This window comes from Brachybacterium horti (genome assembly GCF_054777615.1).
In genome coordinates this window covers 519,342-533,898 of sequence record NZ_BAAHAM010000001.1, presented here as the reverse complement: position 1 = coordinate 533,898, position 14,557 = coordinate 519,342, and the positions used below count along the sequence as shown (strand labels likewise).

At 75.1% G+C, this 14,557-nt stretch carries 12 protein-coding genes and 1 tRNA gene; 2 read left to right on the top strand and 11 right to left on the bottom strand.

Features of this window, described 5'->3' with window-relative positions:
• Positions 1 to 63: 63 nt before the first annotated feature.
• The 3 genes from ACYVAP_RS02595 to ACYVAP_RS02585 form a co-directional block, all read right to left on the bottom strand.
• On the bottom strand, positions 64 to 942 hold the full coding sequence (locus tag ACYVAP_RS02595; protein WP_498859394.1) for a C40 family peptidase: 879 nt from the start codon (positions 940 to 942) through the stop codon (positions 64 to 66).
• 460 nt (positions 943 to 1,402) lie between these two features.
• Positions 1,403 to 2,020: a pentapeptide repeat-containing protein gene (locus ACYVAP_RS02590; RefSeq protein ID WP_498859393.1), complete on the bottom strand. Its 618-nt coding sequence runs from the start codon at positions 2,018 to 2,020 to the stop codon at positions 1,403 to 1,405.
• Positions 2,021 to 2,051: 31 nt separating this feature from the next.
• Positions 2,052 to 2,125 (bottom strand) — tRNA-Met (locus ACYVAP_RS02585).
• Positions 2,126 to 2,276: 151 nt separating this feature from the next.
• On the opposite strand from ACYVAP_RS02585, the gene ACYVAP_RS02580 reads away from it, so the two are divergent.
• Both ACYVAP_RS02580 and ACYVAP_RS02575 read left to right on the top strand, forming a co-directional pair.
• On the top strand, positions 2,277 to 3,998 hold the full coding sequence (locus tag ACYVAP_RS02580) for a DUF222 domain-containing protein (RefSeq protein WP_498859392.1): 1,722 nt from the start codon (positions 2,277 to 2,279) through the stop codon (positions 3,996 to 3,998).
• A 178-nt stretch (positions 3,999 to 4,176) separates the two neighbouring features.
• The gene (locus tag ACYVAP_RS02575) at positions 4,177 to 5,622 is read left to right on the top strand and encodes a tagaturonate epimerase family protein (protein WP_498859391.1); all 1,446 of its coding nucleotides are present in this window, start codon (positions 4,177 to 4,179) and stop codon (positions 5,620 to 5,622) included.
• Between the two features lie 3 nt (positions 5,623 to 5,625).
• On the opposite strand, the gene hemL is transcribed toward ACYVAP_RS02575, so the two are convergent.
• The 8 genes from hemL to hemE all read right to left on the bottom strand — a co-directional run bounded on the left by hemL (position 5,626) and on the right by hemE (position 14,413).
• A complete protein-coding gene (gene hemL, locus ACYVAP_RS02570; protein WP_498859390.1) occupies positions 5,626 to 6,930 on the bottom strand; it encodes a glutamate-1-semialdehyde 2,1-aminomutase in 1,305 nt (434 codons plus the stop codon).
• An 80-nt stretch (positions 6,931 to 7,010) separates the two neighbouring features.
• Positions 7,011 to 8,081 (bottom strand): porphobilinogen synthase, encoded by a 1,071-nt coding sequence (hemB, locus tag ACYVAP_RS02565; RefSeq protein WP_264450532.1) that lies wholly within the window; start codon positions 8,079 to 8,081, stop codon positions 7,011 to 7,013.
• Positions 8,078 to 8,923, bottom strand: coding sequence for a uroporphyrinogen-III synthase (locus ACYVAP_RS02560; RefSeq protein ID WP_498859389.1), 846 nt, complete (start codon positions 8,921 to 8,923; stop codon positions 8,078 to 8,080). Before ACYVAP_RS02560 ends, hemB begins: the two co-directional genes overlap by 4 nt.
• Entirely contained in the window at positions 8,920 to 9,870 is a 951-nt protein-coding gene (gene hemC, locus ACYVAP_RS02555; protein ID WP_498859388.1) for a hydroxymethylbilane synthase, read from the bottom strand. Before hemC ends, ACYVAP_RS02560 begins: the two co-directional genes overlap by 4 nt.
• The gene (locus ACYVAP_RS02550) at positions 9,867 to 11,117 is read right to left on the bottom strand and encodes a ferrochelatase (protein ID WP_498859387.1); all 1,251 of its coding nucleotides are present in this window, start codon (positions 11,115 to 11,117) and stop codon (positions 9,867 to 9,869) included. The genes hemC and ACYVAP_RS02550 overlap by 4 nt, the downstream gene beginning before the upstream one ends.
• A gap of 34 nt (positions 11,118 to 11,151) precedes the next feature.
• Positions 11,152 to 11,889, bottom strand: coding sequence for a chlorite dismutase family protein (gene hemQ, locus ACYVAP_RS02545; protein WP_498859386.1), 738 nt, complete (start codon positions 11,887 to 11,889; stop codon positions 11,152 to 11,154).
• Entirely contained in the window at positions 11,886 to 13,397 is a 1,512-nt protein-coding gene (locus tag ACYVAP_RS02540; protein WP_498859385.1) for a protoporphyrinogen/coproporphyrinogen oxidase, read from the bottom strand. Before ACYVAP_RS02540 ends, hemQ begins: the two co-directional genes overlap by 4 nt.
• Positions 13,394 to 14,413: a uroporphyrinogen decarboxylase gene (gene hemE, locus ACYVAP_RS02535; RefSeq protein WP_498859384.1), complete on the bottom strand. Its 1,020-nt coding sequence runs from the start codon at positions 14,411 to 14,413 to the stop codon at positions 13,394 to 13,396. The genes ACYVAP_RS02540 and hemE overlap by 4 nt, the downstream gene beginning before the upstream one ends.
• Positions 14,414 to 14,557: the final 144 nt, after the last annotated feature.

The following is a 14,557-nucleotide window of genomic DNA, read 5'->3' as shown; positions in this document are numbered from 1 at the left end:
CCCGCATGGTGCGGGACCGGGCCTCGGTGGAGGGCGCCGGCGTGGGCCGGGCCGGGGGCAGGATCAGCGGAAGGTGACGAACCCGGTGGGGTTGCCCCAGATCTCGCGCTCGACGACCTGCTGCTTGGAGCCGGAGGCGTCGATGATCTCGCCGTCGCCCGCGTAGATCGCGACGTGGCCGGGCCAGGTGACGAGGTCGCCCGGCTGCGCCTCGGACTGGGAGATGCTGCGGCCCTGGTCGGCCAGCTGGCCGGCGGTGCGGGGCACGTCGATGCCCGCGGCGCTGTACGCGTAGTTCACGAGGCCGGAGCAGTCCATGCCGCCGAGCGAGGAGCCGCCCCAGGAGTAGGGGGTGCCGATCGCGGAGCGGGCGGCGTCGACGATCGTCGAGCCGCTCCCGCTCGAGTCCGAGGAGCTCGACGGCACGACGGTCGCGCCGGCCGGGGTGCCGTTCGTGGAGCCGGAGTCGGAATCGGCGGAGCCGCCGTCGAGCGCGGCCCGGGTGTCGGCGCCCACGACGCCGTCGGTCGCGATGCCGGCCCCGGACTGGAGGTCGATGACCGCATCGCGGGTCAGGGAACCGAAGAAGCCGGTCTCGGGGAGGTCGGCGCCCTGCGCGTTGAGGGCCTCCTGGAGGTCCTCCACGGCCCGGCCCGAGTCGCCCCGGCGGAGGGTGTCGGAGGACGCCGTATCGGAGGCCTGCTCCGCGGACTCGTCGGAGCCGGAGGCCTGGGCGGGGGCGGAGGTCGCGGTGACCGCGGCCTCGTCGGAGCCCGCGAGCGCGGAGTCGTCGGCCAGCGCGGCGGTGCCGCCGGCGAAGGCGGTGCCGACGAGGACGGTGCCGAGCACGGCGCTCCCGCCGACCGCGTGCGCCGCACGGCGGGAGGCGGTGAGCGGGGTGACGGCGCGGCCGGCGGCGCGGTGGGTGTTCTGGAGCGTCATGGGGGTGGTGATTCCTTCGTGGCGATGCTGTGGGTCTCTCGCGTCCCTCGACGCGATGCTCGCTCCGGTCACGGGCGACATGCGGTGACGTCGAGGGTGGGGCCCGGGCGTCCGGGGAGCGGTCATCCACGCTAGGAGCCGTGCCGGCGGACCTGAAGCGCGTTGAACGAGCCGCATCGAGCCGTTGAACGGGATTTGACCCGCAGCAGCCGCCATTGACGCGGCGGTGGTCCGGCTTGACCTCCCGGCATGGCGTGCGCCATACGGGGCGGCGTCCGGGCGGTGGGGGACAGGGGGAGGGGAGCGGCCCCGCCGGCGACTCCCTCGCGGGCCTCCCCGTCGTGTCGGACGTCGTCGACGTGCTCCGCGAGAACGCCCTCCGCGACGTGGTGATGGATCGCTGCGTGAGGATCGAGCTCGCGCGCTCCCCCGGCGGGCTGCGCCCGGCCCGAGCCGCGGGTCAGTCGGCGACGCGGATCCCGAGCTGCTCGGCGAGCTGCGGCGCGAGATCGATCAGCTGCGCGGGGCCCACGGTGGCCCCGCGCAGTGCGTCCACCCCGTGCACCACGCCCGGGCGCACCTCGCGCAGGTCCACGTCGACGCAGGTCGCGCGGTCCATCGTGAGCTCGTCGATGCGGCAGTCCCGCAGCGCCACCCGGGTCAGCCGCGCCTCGGTGAGGTCGAGGCTCGTGATCGTCGCGTCCTCGATGAGGACGTCGGTGAGCTCGGCGCCGCGCAGGCTCAGCCAGTCGACCTTGCCGCCGCTGATCAGCACCGAGCTGAGCGCGGCGCCGTCGAGGGCGAGCGCGCCCACCCGGGGCGAGAGCAGCTCGACCTCGCGCCAGGAGCCGTCGGTCGCCCGCAGCTCGGAGGCGCGAGGACGGTCCAGACGGCAGCCCACGATCCGGGACCCGCGCAGGTCGACGCCGGTGAGGTCCGTCCCCTCGAGGAGCAGGGAGTCGGCGAGCTCGTCCGACCGCAGGGCCTCGGGGCCCGCCGGCTCGAGGACGGTGGCGTCGAGGGCCGTGAGCGCGGGGGCGCGGAGGCGGGAGCGGGCGCGGCGGGGGAGTGGAGGCATGGGCCCGATCCTGCCATCCGGGCCCGACGGGACGCTCCGGCAGGATTCGAACCTGCGACGTACTCCTTATGGGGGAGCTGCTCTACCGGCCTGAGCTACGAAGCGATGCCACCACCGTGCCCGATGCCGGGCTCACCTGGCCAGCGCCCCGTCATCTTCTGTCGCGGACCCGGCGATCGTTCCTCCCCATCGCCTGCTTGTCCACCGTCGCGGGTGGTCCGCTGCGGGCGGGCGTGACCCGGCGGAGGCTGGGGACATGACCGAGCACGCGCAGGATCCCGAGCACCCGGCAGGCGAGCCGCCGCCGGATGCCGGCGGGAGCCTGCCCGGCCCAGCGCAGGGACCGGCGCCGCAGGATCTCGCCGCCACCCTGGGCGACCACGCGCATGCGCTGCTGGGCGTGCTCCTGGACAGCGAGGGCACCTTCGACGCGGGCGTCCACCCCAGTGCGCACTTCACGGCCCTGCTGCAGCGCATCGTCGAGCTCCGCGGTGTGCTCGACGCCCTGGCCCCCGCGGCGCAGACGGCGATCGCGGAGGCGACCCGGCGCGAAGAGCGGGACGCCCATGCCACCGCCGAGGGCGATCATGATCAGCGCACGATGCGCAGCACCGACCGCGGCGCGGACCAGGCCGCCGCGCGGGAGGTCTCGATGGTCACGCGGCAGTCGCCCGCGCGGGCCGTCTGGTCCCTCTCCGCCGCGCAGCGCCTCGTCCGCTCCCTGCCCTCGATCCACGAGGCGGTCGCCGTGGGCGGCATCGGCGCGGAGGCCGCGCTGCGGGTCGCGAGCGCCGTCCGGGTGCTCGACGAGGACGGTCGCGCACAGGTGGACCAGGCGCTCGCGGCGCGGCTCCCGTACCTCGACGCCGCCTCGACACGGCAGTGGGAGGACGAGGCCGCCGCCGCGGTCGAGGCCGCGGATCCGGAGGGTGCTGCCCGTCGTCACCTGATCGCGCGCCGGCGGCGGCATCTGAGGGTGCACCGGCGGCAGGACGGCATGGCCTCGGTGACCCTGCACCTGCCCGCCGTGGACGGGGCGCTGATCGGCAAGCGGTTCGCGCTCGAGGCGGAGCGTCGGCGGGCGTCGGGCGACCGCACCGGGCACGGCGCCCTCATGGCGGACCTCGCCTCCACGGTGCTGCTGGGCGGCCCCGTCGCGGTGCCGAGCGTGATGCCGTCGTCGGAGACGGAGATGGGACCGGAGGTGGAGACGGTACCGGAGGCGGGACCGGAGGCGGAGACGGCGCCGGAGCCGGTGTCCGCGCCGGAGCCGGTGTCGGCGGCGGTGGAGGACTCGGCGCCGGGATCGGAGCCGTCACCGGAGGGCACGGAGGGCACGACGGAGGCCGAGGACGAGACAGCGGCGCCGGGGGCGGGCCCGTCGGGCTCCCCGCCCCGGGTCACCCTGGAGATCGGCGTGCTCATCACCGAGCGCACGCTCCTCGCGCCCGAGTCCGGGGACGTCGCGCACCTCGAGGGCTACGGCGCCGTCCCTGCGGAGGCCGTGCGGGAGCAGATCCGACGGGCGCTGGACCCACCTCCACCCGGGGAGTCGGACCCCTTCGGGCTCGCGGGGGCGAGCGTGCGCACCGTGTTCCGGCGCCTGTTCACGCATCCCACGACCGGCGAGCTGATCGCGGCCGACTCCCGTGCTCGAGCCTTCCCCGCGGGGATGCGACGCTTCCTCACCTGGCGCGACACGACTTGCCGCGGGCCGTTCTGCGACGCGCCCATCCGTCACATGGACCATGTGCTGCCGTATGCGGAGGGCGGGGCGACGAGCCTGGACGACGGTCAGGGCGGCTGTGCGTACTGCAACCTCGGTCGTGCGGAGCAGACGAGGTCGGTGGCGCGCGCGGAGGACGGCTTGCCCGGGCACCGCGTCTCCTGGAGGAGCCGCAACGGGGTCACCCGGGTCACGGGACCGCGGGCGCTCACCCCGCCCGTGCAGGCGCCTCCGCCGTCCGGCCCGGACTGACCCTTTCCACGCGGACTGACCCGTCCCCGCGCGGGGAAGCCCTCACGAAGCTGCAACGTGTTTCAGGCAGACCATCGAGGGAAAGGGCTTGCCGACAGGCGCGAGGTATGGAAACGTTTGCAGTCCCAGGCTCCGCGGCACCACGCTGCACCCCGCGTCATCGAGGACACGAACAGACATGACCCTGCGCACCGATTCCCTCACCGCCGACGTCACCCGCACCAGCGACGGCAGCACGCTCCTGCTCCGCGCGAGCGACGCCGCCGCCCTCGCCGGGTTCGACGGCGAGCTCAGCGCGGACGGCGGGGACCACCTGCTCGCAGGCCCGCTCTCCCACGAGAACGCCGTCGCCCTGCGGGCCGTGATCCCCGCGCTCCGCCCGCAGCTCGTCACCGGTCACCGCACCTCCGTGGGCACCGGCGACCGGCTCGGCCTCGCCACCGCCGGCCAGGCCGCCGCCTTCGCCGCGGTCGGCGGGGACGTGCTGCCCGTGCTCGCCCAGCAGTCGATCCGCGAGATGGACCGTCTGGGCCGCAGCGCCCGCGAGGTCATGGACGAGGCGACCTTCGGTCTCGTCGAGGCGGGCTGGGACCGCGGCTACGGCGCGGACTGCGACCACATCAAGACCACCGAGGGCATCGACCGGGGCCTCGACGCGGGCTTCACGATGTTCACCCTCGACCCCGGCGACGCGGTCCAGGACGTCACCGTCGGGGCGACCCTCGAGCAGGCGCTCGCCCTGCCCTGGGATGTCCTCGAGGACACCTGGGAGGGCACCCTCGCCCGTTACGCCGGCATCCGGGTCGAGGTCGCGCCGGGCCTCGTCCTCGAGCCGGACGAGCAGGAGGTCCTCACCGCCGTCGTGAAGTACGCGGGCGCGGTCGCGGAGGCCATCGGGCTGTACCGCCACCTCCGCGAGGGCGCCGCGCGCGCCGGGTACGAGGTCGAGGCCGAGATCGCGGTGGACGAAACCGCGTGGCAGACCTCCTTCTTCGAGCACTACTTCCTCGCCGCGGAGCTCCGCCGGCTCGGCGCCGAGTGGTTCAGCTTCGCCCCCCGCTACGTCGACGGGTTCGAGAAGGGGCTGGAGTTCCTCGGCGACCACGAGGAGCTGCGCAGCAACCTCGCCGCGCACCACGCGATCGGCGAGCTGTTCGGCGGCTACAAGATCTCGCTGCACTCGGGCTCGGACAAGTACTCGATCTACCCGCTCGCCGTCGAGGCCACCGAGGGCCTCGTGCACCTCAAGACCTCCGGCACCAGCTACCTGTGCGCCCTCGAGGTCGTCGCCCGGCATGATCCGGAGCTGTTCGCGGAGATCTGGCGGATCTCGCGTGCCGCCTACGCCCGCGCCGCCGCGTCCTACCAGGTCTCCGCGCAGGTGGAGAACACGCCCGACTCCCTCGAGGGCGTGGACCTGCTGGCGCTGCTGGAGGGGGCCGACGGCAGGCAGATCCTCCACGTGGGCTACGGCGACGCGCTGACCACCGAGCTCGTGGACGGCACGCCGCTCGTGGAGCGTCTGCGCGCGGTGCTCCGTGAGCACCACGTGGACTACGCGGCCGTGCTGGTCCCGCACCTGAGCCGGCACCTCGAGGCCTTCGGGACCGTGGCCGCCCGCTGACCCTCAGCTCGCGGCGGCCGCCCGTGCCGCCGCGGGCAGGGCCTCGGCGATCCGGTCGATGACCTCGGGAGTGTGCGCCGTCGAGACGAACCAGGCCTCGAAGGCGGAGGGCGGCAGGTAGATGCCGCTGTCGAGCAGCGAGTGGAAGAACCGCGTGAAGGCGGCGGTGTCCTGCGCCTTCGCGTCCTCGTAGGTGCGCACCGGCTCGCTGCGGAAGAACACCGAGAACAGGGTCCCGGCGGTCTGGATCACGTGGGGGACACCCGCCGTCGTGAGCGCCTCGGCGACGAGCTGCTGGAGCGCCACGGAGGCCCGGTCCAGTTGGGCGTAGGCGGCGTCGTCGAGGCCCGCGAAGGTCGCGAGCCCGGCGGCGGTCGCGAGCGGGTTCCCCGAGAGCGTGCCCGCCTGGTAGACGGGGCCGGCCGGGGAGAGCAGGTCCATGAGATCCGCCCGGCCGCCGAAGGCGCCCACGGGGAGACCGCCGCCGATCACCTTGCCGAAGGTCATGAGGTCCGGCGTCCAGCCCTCGCCGTCGATGCCGTAGTAGCCCGCGGCGCTCGCCCGGAAGCCCGTGAGGACCTCGTCGCTGATGAGCAGGGCGCCGGCGCCGTGGACGATGCCCGCGAGCTCGCGGTGGAAGCCCTCCGGCGGGGTCACGACACCCATGTTGCAGGGGGCGGCCTCGGTGATGACCGCGGCGATCTCCTCGCCTCGGGCGGCGAACAGCTCGCGCACCGCGTCGAGGTCGCCGTAGGGCAGCACCACGGTGTCCTTCGCGGTGGAGGCCGTGACACCGGCGGAGCCGGGCAGGGCGAAGGTCGCGACGCCGCTGCCGGCCTCGGCGAGGAGGGCGTCGACGTGCCCGTGGTAGCAGCCGGCGAACTTCACGATCACGTCACGGCCGGTGGCGGCGCGGGCCACACGCAGCGCGCTCATCGTCGCCTCGGTGCCGGAGTTGACCAGGCGCAGCCGCTCGATCGGGCCCACGCGCCGCGCGATCTCCTCGGCGAGGGAGACCTCGCCCGGCTGCGGGGCGCCGAAGGAGAGCCCGTGTCCGGCGGCCTCGCGCACGGCCTCGACGACGGCGGGGTTCGCGTGACCCAGGATCATCGGGCCCCAGGAGCCGACGAGGTCCACGTACTCGCGGCCGTCGGCGTCGGTGAGCAGGGCTCCGGAGGCCGAGGTGAGGAAGGGCGGGGTCCCGCCCACGGAGCCGAAGGCCCGCACGGGCGAGTTCACGCCGGAGGGGATCACGCGGCGGGCGCGGGCGAAGAGCTCCTCGGAGAGGCCGGTGGGGGTCGAGGTCATGGCGGGCTCCTGTGTCGGGTGCGGCGGCGGGGTCGGGTGCGGTGGCGGGATGAGGCGGCGGGGTGCGGTGGCGGCCGAGCTCAGAGGAACTCGCGGAGCCCCTCGGGCAGGCCGTCGCGGAACCACCCGGCGACCTCACTCGCGTGGTAGGTCAGCACGGTGCTCGCGCCGGCGCGGCGGAAGGCCAGCAGCGACTCGAGGATCGTGCGCTCGCGGTCCAGCCAGCCGTTCGCGGCGGCCGCCTCGATCATCGCGTACTCGCCGGAGACCTGGTAGGCGCCGACGGGCACGGGGGAGGCCTGCGAGATCTCCTTGAGCACGTCGAGGTAGGGCATGCCGGGCTTGACCATGACGAGGTCCGCGCCCTCGGCGACGTCGAGCTCGAGCTCGCGCAGCGCCTCGCGGCCGTTGGCGGGGTCCTGCTGGTAGGTGCGGCGGTCGCCCACGAGGGAGGAGTCCACGGCCTCGCGGAAGGGGCCGAAGAACGCCGAGGCGTACTTCGCGGTGTACGCGTAGACGACGGTGTCCTCGTGGCCGGTCACGTCGAGCGCGTCGCGGATCGCCGCGATCTGCCCGTCCATCATCCCGGAGGGCCCCACGAGGTGCGCCCCCGCCTCCGCCTGGGCGACGGCCATGTCGCGGTAGCGCTCGAGGGTGGCGTCGTTGTCGACGCGGCCGTCGGCGTCGAGGACGCCGCAGTGGCCGTGGTCGGTGAACTCGTCGAGGCAGAGGTCCGCCATGACCACGGTGTCGTCGCCGAGCTCGGCGCGGAGCCGGGCGAGGCCCTGGTTGAGCACGCCGTCGGGATCCGTCGCGCCGGAGCCGATCGCATCCTTCTCGGTCGGGACGCCGAACAGCATGATGCCGCCGACCCCGCGCTCGACGGCCTCGGTCGCGGTGCGCGCGAGGGAGTCCAGGGAGTGCTGGGCGACGCCGGGCATGGAGGTGATCGGGCGGGAGTCGCTCCCGGTGAGGTCCTCGGCGACGAACATCGGCAGCACGAGGTCCGCGGGGCGCAGGGTGTGCTCGCGCACGAGCGAGCGCAGGGCGGAGGTGGAGCGCAGGCGACGGGTCCGCTCGACGGGCAGCGGGCCGGTGGGCAGGGAGGTGCGGGCGGCCGACGGGGTGCGGGGCTGGGACGGGGTGGTCATCGATCCTCCTGGGGGTCGTCGAGGGTGGTCTGTGATGCGGGGCCGGGGCCGCGCAGCGCCTGCTGCACGGCGGCGGCGAGGTGGGTGTCGTCCGGGGCGTCGGCCTGCACGCTCACCGTGAGGCCGGCCTCGCGGGCGGCGTCGGTGGTGGGCGCGCCGATGGTGACGACGGCGGTGCCGGGGCCCACCCCGATGCCGGCGACGTGGCGCGCGATCATCGGGCTGGTGAGGATGACGGCGGCGTAGTCGCCGTCGCGGAGCGCCGCCGCGACGGCGGGTGGTGGGGTGAGCTCCTCGGGGCGGTAGGCGGTGACCTGGTCGACCTTCTCGACCATGTCACCGAGCGCCTCGAGCCCTCGGCGCACGGTCGGGGCGGCGGCCGCCGAGGCCGGGAACAGGACCCGCGCGAGGGCGGTGCCGCTGTCGGTCGGCGATGGGCCCGTCGGCGTCGGACTCGCGAGCGTCGGGAACTCCGTCACGAGCGCGGCGCCGGCGCCCGCGGCGACGTGGTCCACGCGGATCCCCGCCTCCCGCAGCTCGGCGGCGGTGCCGGGGCCGACGGCGATGACCAGCGTGCCCGCGGGCACCACGATCCCTTCCGCCGCGCCCTGCCGCTCCCGGACGGTGAGCAGGGCGCCGACGGTGGTGCGGCTCGTGACGACGAGATGGGTGTACCGGCCCGCCGCGAGAGCGTCCAGGGCCGTGCGCAGCGCGGGGGAGTCCTCCGCGGTGAGCGCGAGCAGCGGGTGGTGGTCGACGCGCACTCCCTGCGCCCCGAGCAGCGCCGCGAGATCCCCGCCCCGCCCGAGGGGGCGGGGGAGGAGCACCGGGCGGGGCGTCACAGCGCGGTCGCCTCCGCGAGGATCGTGCCGGCGCCGCGGTCGAGGAGGTCGCGGGCGAGCTCCTCGCCGAGCTGCGCGGCCGACTCGCCGTCGCGGGCGCTCCGCTCGCCCTCCACGACGCGGGCGCCGTCGGTCGAGATCGCGAGCGCCCGCAGGTGCAGGGCGCCGTCCCGCTGCTCGGCGAAGGCGGCGACGGGGGCGGAGCAGCCGGCCTCGAGGGTGCGCAGCAGCGCCCGCTCGGCCGTCACGGCGTCACGCGTGGCGGCGTCCTCGTGCCCGGCGAGGGCCGTGGCGAGCCAGGGCTCCGTGCTCTCGCGGGTCTCGACGGCGAGGGCGCCCTGGGCGGGCGCGGGGAGCATGACCTCGACGGGCAGCAGCTCGCTGATCGACTCCTCCTTGCCCACGCGGCGCAGGCCGGAGGCGGCGAGCACGACCGCGTCGAGGTCCGCGTCGGCGCCGAGCGCGCGGGCGAGGCGGGTCTCGACGTTGCCGCGGATCGCGACGACCTCGAGGTCGGGGCGGGCCCGGAGCAGCTGCGCGGCGCGGCGCGGGGACCCGGTGCCCACGCGCGCCCCGCGGGGCAGCTGGTCGAGGGTGCGGCCGCCCGCGGCGCAGAGCGCGTCGCGGGGGTCCTCCCGCGCGGGCACGCAGGACAGGGCGATGCCGGGCGCGGGGGCCGTCGGCAGGTCCTTGCAGGAATGGACGATGACGTCCACGTCCCCGTCCAGGAGCGCCTGGCGCACGGCGGTGACGAACACGCCCGTCCCGCCGATCCGGGCGAGCGGACTCGTGCGGTCCACGTCGCCCTGGGAGCGCACGTGCACGAGCTCCACCTCGCGGTCGGTGCCGGCCACGAGGGCCTCGCCCACGAGCCCGGACTGCGTGAGGGCGAGGGACGAGGCCCGGGTGCCCAGGCGCAGAGGTGACCTTCCTGAATCTCCCGTCACCGTTCAGCGCCCGCCTGCTGCTGTCCGGCGCGCCGGACATCCTCGGCGGAGTCCACCCCACTCGTGGTGGGACGACACAGCCTCCCGACGCAGCAGTTCGCTCCGCAGACATCGGGGGTCGATCCGAAGTCCGTCACCTCCTCGCGCGGGAAGGCGGGATCCAGGCGCTCCTGGACGAGATCCGCGAGCGCGGACACGAACCGAGGATCGGTCCCCGAGGTCGCCACCCTGCGGAACGCGAGCCCGTGCTCGGCCGCGGTCTCCTTCGCCTCGGTGTCGAGGTCCCACACCACCTCGACATGGTCGGTGACGAAGCCGATCGGGACCACGACGACTGCTTCGACAGGGTGCTCCGTCCCGCTGTCGCCGGTCTCCGCGAGCCTGGTGATCACGTCGTTGACGTCCGGCTCGAGCCACGGGATGTGGGGAGCGCCCGAGCGTGACTGGTAGACGAGCTCCCACTGCGGCGCAACAGGCGCGTCGTCGTCGATCTGGTCCATGACCCAGCGGCACGCGGCGAGGTGCTGCTCGACGTACCAGCCGCCCGAGCCCTCGACGCGCGTCTCCTCCGGGCCCGAGGCCTCGGCCATGGACAGCGGGACCGAATGCGTGGAGAACAGCACCCGGACGTTCTCGGCATCGTGGCCCTGGGCGGCGAGATCGTCGAGCGCGCTGCGCAATCCGTCGAGCACGGGCTCGAGGAACCCGGGGTGGTTGAAGTAGACACGGGCCTTGTCGATGGTGACCTCGCCGGCCAGCCCGGTCTCCTGGAGGACCATCCCGAAGTCCTCGCGGTACTGACGGCACGAGGAGTAGGAGGAGTATGCGCTGGTGACCAGCGCCAGCGCATGGCGTCTGCCGTCGGCGTGCAGCGCGCGGACGGCATCGGCGTGGTACGGCTCCCAGTTGCGGTTGCCGAAGTAGACGGGCAGATCGATGCCTCGGCGCGAGAGCTCCTGCTCCAGCGCGGCGATGAGCTGACGGTTCTGCGCCGTGATGGGGGACCGCCCGCCGAGCGCACGGTAGTGCCCGGCGACCTCTTCGAGCCGCTCGTCGGGGATGCCGCGCCCTCGGGTCACGTTGCGCAGGAACGGGATGACGTCGTCCTGGCCGTCCGGACCGCCGAAGGAGGCGAAGAGGATGGCGTCGATGTCGCGCGGCTCGGCCCGGCGGGTGTGCGTCGCGGAGCGGGGATCGACGGTCAGAGGGGTGGTCAGGTGCTGATCGGTCTGGGACGGAGTGGTCACGGTGTCCTCGTGGGGGAGTGCTGGAGGTCGGAGGTCAGGCGAGCAGGGCGGCGACGTCCGCGAGGGAGGCGAGGCGGCGACCGGCGTGGAAGGGGAGCTCGTCGCGCACGTGCAGACGGGCATCGGAGTAGCGCAGGTGGCGCATCATGTCGACGAGGTCGTGGAGGTCGTCCGCCTCGAAGGAGAGCAGCCACTCGTAGTCGCCCAGGGAGAAGGCGGCGACGGTGTTGGCATTGACCTGAGGGTAGTCGCGGCCCAGGAGGCCGTGCTCGCGCAGCATGCGCCGGCGCTCCTCCTCGGGCAGGAGGTACCACTCGTAGGAGCGGACGAAGGGGTAGACGGTGATCCACTCCTTGCGGTCCAGCTCGGGGTCGATGAAGGCGGGCACGTGGCGCGAGGCGAACTCGGCGCGGCGGTCGACGCCCACGGCGGCCCACGTGCGCTCGAGGAAGCCGCCGGCGGCGGAGGACTCGAAGACGCGGATCGCGGCCTGCAGGGCGGCGGCGTCCTCGGAGCGGAGCCAGATCATGACGTCGGCCTCGGCGCGGAAGCCGGTGAGGTCGTAGTAGCCCAGCAGGTGCGCACCGAGCTCCTCGATGCGGGTGGAGACCGCGGCGAGGGCGTCCTCGATGCGGGCGGCGGTGGTGGTGCCGTCCTGGGTGAGGCCCGCGAGACGGCGGTAGACGGTGTAGCTCGTGTAGTTCGTCGTCGTGAACTGGTCCGAGGGACCCTCGGCCGTGGGAGCCGTCGAGGAGAGGGGAGCACTGGTCATGAGGGGTTTCCTTCCGCGGTGGTGGACGAGGACGTGGTGGACGAGGTGGTCGTGGTCGAGGTCGAGGCGCGGACGATCGCCGCGATGCCGGTGCCGGCGCGCCAGGTACCGGCGAGGCCGAGGCCTGCGTGCTCGGGACGGGCGAGCAGCGCGGTGACCTCGGTGAGGGCCTCGGCGTGGCCCGGCCGGGCCTGGCGCATGGCGCGGTCCCAGTCGATCACAGCGCTGCCGAGGAGGTCCTCCCGGCGCAGCCGCGTCCCGAGGATCACGCTCGCGTCCGCGAGGGCGAGGTCGACGATGTCCGACGGGTCGGGGAGGGTCTCGCCGGGCCGGCCGTAGGACAGGCGCAGCACGTGCGGGGAGCGGGCCTCGGGCAGGGCCGCGCGGGCGGCCGCCTGCACGTGCTCCCATTTCGCGCTCACGTGGGTGAGAGCCTTGGCGCGCACACCGGCGGTCCTGGGGGCCACCAGCGCGCCGGTGCCGGCGGGGAAGGCGTCGAGCGCGGGGGCGTCGACGACGAGGGCGACGAGGCGCACCGCTGCGGCGGGGGCCTGGGGGATCGCGGCGGAGAGCGTCGGGGCGGCACCGGCGAGCAGGTCGCGCGCGGCGTCCGGAGGGACGGCGAGCACGAGCTCCTCGGCGCTGACGGACTCGGTGCCGAGCGCGACCGTCCAGCCGCCGTCGGCCTCCCGGGAGATGCGCCGGGCGGGCGTCTCCGTGCGGATCTCGCCGCCGCGCTCCCGGATCTCCGCGGCGAGGGCCTCGGGCAGCGCACCCATGGTCGGAGCGAGCGAGCGGACCCGTGTGCCGGGGCTGCCGCGGCGGGCGGACTCCGCGGTGATCGCGCGCACGGCGGCGGTGAGCGAGACGTGCCGCGAGAGGCCGGCCGCGAGCTGCGGGGACGCGCTCGCGAGTTCGAGCGTGCGGGGATCGGCGGAGTGCACGCCGCCGACGATCGGGGCGACGAGCCGCTCGGCCACGCGGGCCCCGCAGCGGGCGCGGATCACGGCGTCGACGCTCGCGCCGGGGCGGGAGCCGATGCGGGCGGGGAGCAGCGGCTCGAGCGCCGCACGCAGCGAGCCCGCGAGGCCCAGCACGGCCCTGGCGTCCCGCGCGAGGGGGCGGGACGGGACGCCGAGCACGGAGCCCGATGGGGCGGGGTGGGTGCCGGCGTCGGAGACGATCCGGCTGCCGAGCCCGGCGCGCGGGGTGACGACCGCCGGGGACCCCGCGGCATCGGGCGCCGAGCCGTCGAGCCCCAGCTCGCCGAGCAGCGCGTCGACGTGCCCGCCGGCGACGGAGTACGCCTCCGCGCCCGTGCTGAGCGGGACCCCGGCGACGTGACCGGCCGCGATCGCCCCTCCGAGGGCGGGACCGGCCTCGAGCAGGAGGACGGAGCGGCCCGCGCGGGCGGCGGAGCGCGCGGCGAGCAGCCCCGCGAGGCCGCCGCCGACGACGACCGTGCGGGCCTCGCGGGTGCGGCCGGCCACCTGCCCCTGATCGGTCATCGCTGAGCGTGCAGGAAGGCGACGAGGTCGGTGAGGACCTGCGGGTCCGTCTCGGGCGGGACGCCGTGGCCGAGGTTCACGACGTGGCCGCTCGCGCCGGCGCCGGCCGCGAGCACCGCGCGGGCCTCCGCGAAGCGCACCTCCTCGGAGGTGAAGAGCACCGCGGGGTCGATGTTGCCCTGCACCGGGGTGCCCTCGGGGAGGATCTCGAGCGCCTCGTCGAGCCGCATCCGGTGGTCGACGCCGACGACGGTCGCGCCGGCCTCCTGCATCGGGCGCAGCAGGTGCGCGGCGCCCACGCCGAAGTGGATCCGGGGGACGGGGAGGTCCGCGACGGCGCCGAGCACCTCGGCGGAGTGGGGGAGCACGGCCTCGCGGTAGAGGTCCGCGCCGAGCGCGCCCACCCACGAGTCGAACAGCTGCACGGCGGAGGCGCCCGCGAGCACCTGCGCGCGCAGGAAGCGGCCGGAGAGCTCGGCGACCCACGAGGCGAGGCGGTGCCAGGTCTCCGGCTCGGTGCGCATGAGCGCGCGGGTGCGGAGGTGGTCGCGGCTCGGACCGCCCTCGACCATGTAGCTCGCGACGGTGAACGGTGCGCCCGCGAAGCCGATGAGCGGGGTCGTGCCGAGCTCGGCGACGGTCAGGCCGACGGCCTCGCGGATGGGGTCGAGCGCCGCCTCGTAGTCGTCGCCGAGCGGGGGCAGCGCGTCGACGTCGGCCGCGGTGCGGATCGGGTGGTCGAAGACGGGGCCGACGCCCGGTCGGATCTCGACGCCGAGCCCGGCGAGGCGGGCGGGGACGACGATGTCGGAGAAGAAGATGCCGGCGTCCACGTGGTGGCGGCGCACGGGCTGCACGGTGATCTCCGCGGCGAGCGCGGGGGTGACGCACGCGTCGAGCATCGCGGTGGTCCCGCGGGCCTCGCGGTACTCGGGCAGGGAGCGCCCGGCCTGTCGCATGAACCACACCGGGGCGGAGGTGTCCTCGCTCTCACTCCGCTCCCCGCGCAGATGCATCAGGAGTGGCGCATCGCTCACGCCGCCGTCGGCGACGGGTCGCGCGGCGGGATGGGAGGCGGGCGGGAGGGACGGGGCGGCCGTCCGGGAAGACGCCCCCACCTGCGGGAGCGTCGGGACGGGGGTAGGTTCTGACGCGCTGTC